The sequence below is a fragment of the Microvirga pakistanensis genome, from assembly GCF_004458765.1.
GTDB lineage: Bacteria > Pseudomonadota > Alphaproteobacteria > Rhizobiales > Beijerinckiaceae > Microvirga > Microvirga pakistanensis.
Genome location: NZ_SPJX01000558.1, coordinates 1 through 223, shown reverse-complemented (window position 1 = coordinate 223; position 223 = coordinate 1). Strand labels below are relative to the sequence as shown.

Genomic DNA, 223 nt, shown 5'->3' with positions numbered 1-223 from the left:
GAGATCGAAGGTCTCCACGTCCTCCATGTGCTCGACGCGCTGACGGCGCACGGTGACGCGCGCGGCAAGCCCCGCCTCGCGCACATGCCGCTCGCCGATCGCGGCGGGGTGGTCGGCCGGTTCAAGCGCGACCGCAGCGAGATGGGGAAATGTCTGGCACAGGGTGATGGAGAGACCCGCCGCCCCGGCGCCGATATCGAGGAGGCATGCGCCCGGTCTTTCG

The 223-nt window shown here is 70.4% G+C and carries 1 protein-coding gene; it reads right to left on the bottom strand.

Translation table 11 applies throughout. The features are described from left to right. Nucleotides 1–223 (bottom strand): SAM-dependent methyltransferase (locus E4K09_RS29430; RefSeq protein ID WP_425293881.1); only part of this gene is annotated, 223 nt, incomplete at both ends.